The organism is Streptomyces sp. NPDC102490, assembly GCF_044765285.1.
In the GTDB taxonomy this organism is placed as follows: domain Bacteria; phylum Actinomycetota; class Actinomycetes; order Streptomycetales; family Streptomycetaceae; genus Streptomyces.
The window spans coordinates 81,718-86,712 of record NZ_JBIWJU010000017.1; the positions used below are offsets into that span (position 1 = coordinate 81,718).

Annotated in this window: 1 protein-coding gene; it reads left to right on the top strand. The window is 74.6% G+C overall.

Annotation, left to right across the window (positions count from 1 at the left end):
* Positions 1-2: 2 nt before the first annotated feature.
* Positions 3-4,913, top strand: a complete 4,911-nt coding sequence (locus ACIRGB_RS33115) for a type I polyketide synthase (RefSeq protein WP_403872720.1) — start codon at positions 3-5, stop codon at positions 4,911-4,913.
* Positions 4,914-4,995: the final 82 nt, after the last annotated feature.

Here is a 4,995-nt window from a genome sequence, read left to right on the forward strand (position 1 = left end):
CCATGGGCAACGAGGACAAGCTTCGCGACTACCTCAAGCGCGCCACGACCGACCTGCAACAGAGCAGGCGGCGACTGCGCGAGCTCGAGGCCAGGGACCACGAGCCGATCGCCGTGGTCTCGATGGGCTGCCGCTTCCCGGGCGGCATCGGCACGCCCGACGACCTGTGGGCCATGGTCGAGGAGGGCCGCGACGGCATCACCCGCCTGCCGGAGAACCGCGGCTGGGACACGGAGGGCCTGTACGACCCCCGCCCGGCCACCCCCGGCAAGTCGTACGCCCGCGAAGGCGGATTCCTGCTCGACGCCGGCGCGTTCGACGCGGACTTCTTCAAGATGAGCCCGCGCGAGGCCCGCGAGACCGACCCGCAGCAACGCCTGCTGCTGGAAACCGCCTGGGAGGTGCTCGAACGCGCCGGGATCGCCCCGGACTCCCTGGCCCACACCGACACGGGCGTCTACACCGGCATCGTCTACCACGACTACGGCGACGGCGGCACCGGAAGCATGGCCAGCGTCGCCTCCGGGCGCATCTCCTACGTCCTCGGCCTGGTGGGCCCGGCCGTCACCGTCGACACCGCCTGCTCCTCCTCGCTGGTCGCCCTGCACCTGGCGGCCCGCGCCCTGCGCGCCGGCGAGTGCTCCCTGGCCCTCGCGGGCGGCGCCACCGTCATGAGCTCCCCCTCCTCCTTCGTCGGCTTCAGCCAGGACCGCGGCCTCGCCGCCGACGGGCGCTGCAAGTCCTTCTCCTCGGACGCCGACGGCACCGGCTGGGGCGAGGGCGTGGGCCTGCTCCTGCTGGAGAAGCTCTCCGACGCCCACCGCAACGGCCACCCCGTGCTCGCCGTGCTGCGCGGCTCCGCCGTCAACCAGGACGGCGCCTCCAACGGCCTGTCGGCCCCCAACGGACCCTCCCAGCAACGGGTCATCGAGGCCGCGCTGGCCGACGCCCAGCTGACCGCGCAGGAGGTCGACGCCGTCGAGGCGCACGGCACCGGCACCGTACTGGGCGATCCGATCGAGGCACAGGCCCTGCTGGCGACCTACGGGCAGGACCGGCCCGAGGACCAGCCCCTGCGGCTGGGCTCCTTCAAGTCGAACATCGGCCACGCCCAGGCCGCCGCCGGTGTCGGCGGGGTCATCAAGATGGTGCAGGCCATGCGGCACGGCGTGCTGCCCAAGTCGCTGCACATAGCCGAGCCCACCCACGAGGTCGACTGGACCGCAGGCGGTATCGAACTGCTCACCGAGGCCCGCCCGTGGCCGCGCCTCGGCCACCCCCGTCGCGCCGGCGTCTCCTCGTTCGGCATGAGCGGCACCAACGCCCACGTCATCGTGGAAGAGGCCCCCGAAGCCCCCGAAGCCCCGGAACCGCGGCAGCCGGAGCAACCGCCGCACGCCGTGCCGGCGCCGGTGCCCCTGCTGCTGTCCGGCCACTCCGAGGCGGCCCTCGCCGATCAGGCCGCCCGCCTGCGCGCCGCCGCCCCCGGCCTCCCCCTGCCCGACCTCGGCCTCTCCCTCTCCACCACCCGCGCCGCCCTGAGCCGACGCGCCTGCGTCACGGCCGCCGACCACGCGGAACTCGACCAGGCACTCGACGCGCTGGCACAGGGCCTGCCGCACGCCGCACTCACCACCGACACCCCCTCCGACGGCAGGACGGCGTTCCTGTTCACGGGGCAGGGTGCGCAGCGGGTGGGGATGGGCCGGGGGCTGTATGAGGCGTTCGGGGTGTTCGCGGAGGCGTTCGACGCGGTGGTGGCCGCGGTGGACGAGCACCGTGAGGGGCCGTCGCTGCGTGAGGTGATGTGGGGCGACGATGCGGAGACCCTGAACCGTACGGAGTACGCCCAGCCGGCGTTGTTCGCGGTCGAGGTGGCGTTGTTCCGGCTGGTGGAGTCCTGGGGGGTGCGGCCGGACTTCCTGGCTGGGCACTCGATCGGAGAGCTGGCCGCCGCTCACGTGGCGGGCGTGCTCTCGCTGGGTGACGCCGCGCGTTTGGTGGTGGCGCGGGGCCGGTTGATGCAGGCCCTGCCCTCGGGCGGTGCGATGGCAGCCGTGCAGGCCACGGAGGCGGAAGTCCTGCCCCTGCTGACGGACGACGTGTCGGTGGCGGCCGTCAACGGCCCGACCTCCGTCGTGGTCTCGGGCGCCGGGCAGTCGGTGGCGGCGGTGGTGGAGCACTTCGCCGCTGAAGGCCGTAAGACGAGCCGGTTGAAGGTGTCGCACGCGTTCCACTCCCCGCTGATGGAGCCGATGCTGGACGACTTCCGGGCGGTCGCGGAGAGCCTGTCGTTCAGCGAGCCCGCCATCCCGGTAGTGCCGACCGCAGCCGGTACTCACACCGCGGACGACCTCGGCACCCCGGACTACTGGGTCCGGCACGTCCGCGCCTCCGTCCGGTTCGCCGACGGCATCGCCCGCCTGGAGAGCCAGGGCGTCACCACGTTCGTCGAACTGGGACCGGACGCCGCCCTGTCCGCCACCGGCCCCGAGTGCCTCACCGGCACAGAGGACACCGCGTTCGTGCCGTTGCTGCGCCGGGACCGCTCCGAGCAGCGCGAACTCACCGCCGCCGTCGGCCGTCTGCACGACCGCGGCGTACCCGTCGACTGGAACGCCTACTACGGCCCCCTCGGCGCCCGGCGCACCGACCTGCCGACCTACGCCTTCCAGCGCACCTGGTACTGGATGGACGAGACCGCGACCGCCACCGGCACCGCCGCCGTCTCGGCGGCCCCCGCCGATGCCGCGGACACCGAGTCCTGGAACGCCCTGGACACCCTGCGCGACGACGAACTCCCCGGGCTCGCCGACCGGCTCGGCGTGGACGCCGACGCCCTCGGCCGGGTACTGCCCGCCATGACCGCCTGGCGCAACGACCGGCGTGAGGAACTCACCGCGGACTCCTGGCGCTACCGCGTCACCTGGCGGCCCGTCGCCGCGGACACCACCGCACCGGCCGACGGCACCTGGCTGCTCGTCGTGCCCGCCGGACGGGCCGACGACACCTGGATTCCCAGGGTCGCCCAGGCCCTCGCCGACCGGGGCGCCGACGCCGTCACCGTCGTCGAGACGGCCGGCCCGGACCGCACCGCCCTCGCCGCACGGCTCACCGACGCCGGCGTCACCCGGGCGGCGGGCGTCCTCTGCCTGCTCGCCCTCGACGACCGCGCCCACGCCGACCATCCGTCACTGTCCCTGGCCGCCGCCACCACCCTCACCCTCGCCCAGGCCCTCACCGACCTCGGCGCCGGCGCCCCCCTGTGGATCGCCACCCGCGGCGCGGTCGCCGCCACCACCGCGGCGACCGAGGCCGTCGACCCCCTCCAGGCCCAGGTCTGGGGGCTGGGCCTCGGACTCTCCCTGGACCACCCCGACACCTTCGGCGGCCTGGTGGACCTGCCCGCCACCCTCGACGAGGAAGCCGCACAGCAGCTCATCACGGCCCTGACCGGAGCCGGGGACGAGGACCAGCTCGCGATCCGCGCACCCGGCCTCCTCTCCCGGCGCATGGTCCGCGCGGCCCTCGGCGACACGCCCGCGCCCCGCGCCTGGCGGCCCCGCGGAACCGTGCTCATCACCGGAGGGACCGGCGGGCTCGGCGCACTCGTCGCCAAGGAACTGGCCGACCTCGGCGCCGAACACCTCCTGCTCACCAGCCGCCGGGGCCCCCACGCCGAAGGCGCTGCCAGCCTCGAAGCCGACCTCACCGCCCGCGGTGCCCGCGTCACGATCGCCGCCTGCGACGTCGCCGACCGCGCACAACTGGCCGCCCTGCTGGGCTCCGTACCCGAGGACCAGCCGCTCACCGCGGTCGTGCACGCCGCGGGCGTGCTCCAGCGTCTGGCACCCGCGAGTGAACTGACGGTGGAGGAATGCGCGGAGGTCGGCCGCGCCAAGGTGCTCGGCGCGCTCCACCTCGACGAACTCCTCGGCGACCGCCCCCTCGACGCGTTCCTGATGTTCTCCTCCGGCGCCGCCGTCTGGGGCAGCGCCGGACAGGCCGCCTACGCCGCCGCGAACTCCTCCCTCGACGCGCTCGCCGCCCGCCGCCTCGCCCAGGGCCGTACCGCCACCTCCGTCGCCTGGGGTTCCTGGGCCGGCGGCATGGTCGACGAGGAGATCACCGACGTGATGCGGCGCCTCGGCGCCCCTCCGATGGACCCGCGGCCCGCGCTGCGCGCCCTGCGCCGGATCCTCGACCACGGCGACAGCCACCCGGTGGTGGCCGACATCGACTGGTCCCGCTTCGCCCCCGTCTACGCGGCGGCCCGGCCCAGGCCCCTGCTCGACGGCGTCCCCGAGGCCCGCGCCGCCCTCGCCGACGGGCCCGGGACGGCCACCTCGGCCGAGAGCGGGTCCGGCGCGGCCCTGGCGGAGCAACTGGCCCAGATGCCGCCCGCCCAGCAGGCCCGCACCCTCCTGGACCTGGTCCGCAGCCATGTGGCCGCCCTGCTCGGCTACGCGCGCCCCACCGACCTCGACCCCGGCCGGGCCTTCACCGACCTGGGGCTCGACTCGGTCGCCGCCACCGACCTGCGCAACCGGCTGACGGCGGCCACCGGCCACCCGCTGCCCGCCACTCTGGTGTTCGACCACACGTCCCCCGCTGCCGTGGCAGAGCACCTGCACGAGCAGCTCTGCCGGGACAGCGGCGGCCAGGCGCTGAGTCTGCTCGCCGAACTCGACCGGCTCGAACTGACGTTGACCTCCCTGTCCCCCCAGGAAGCGGAGGACCACGGCATCGCGGAGCGGCTCAGCCGCCTCGCCGCCCGCCTGGACAAGCGGGGCGGCCCGGCCGACGGACCGGCCTCCGCCCAAGGGCCGGCCAAGGACATCGAGGAGACGCTCGACGCCGCCTCCGCCGAAGACGTCCTCGCCTTCATCGACCTGGAACTCGGCCTCTCCTGAGGTTCGGCCGTTTCTCGAGAGACGCCGAGAAAGATCAGTTGTAAGCGTCCCGACCGGGACTGAAAGGTGTTGTGAGGCTGGG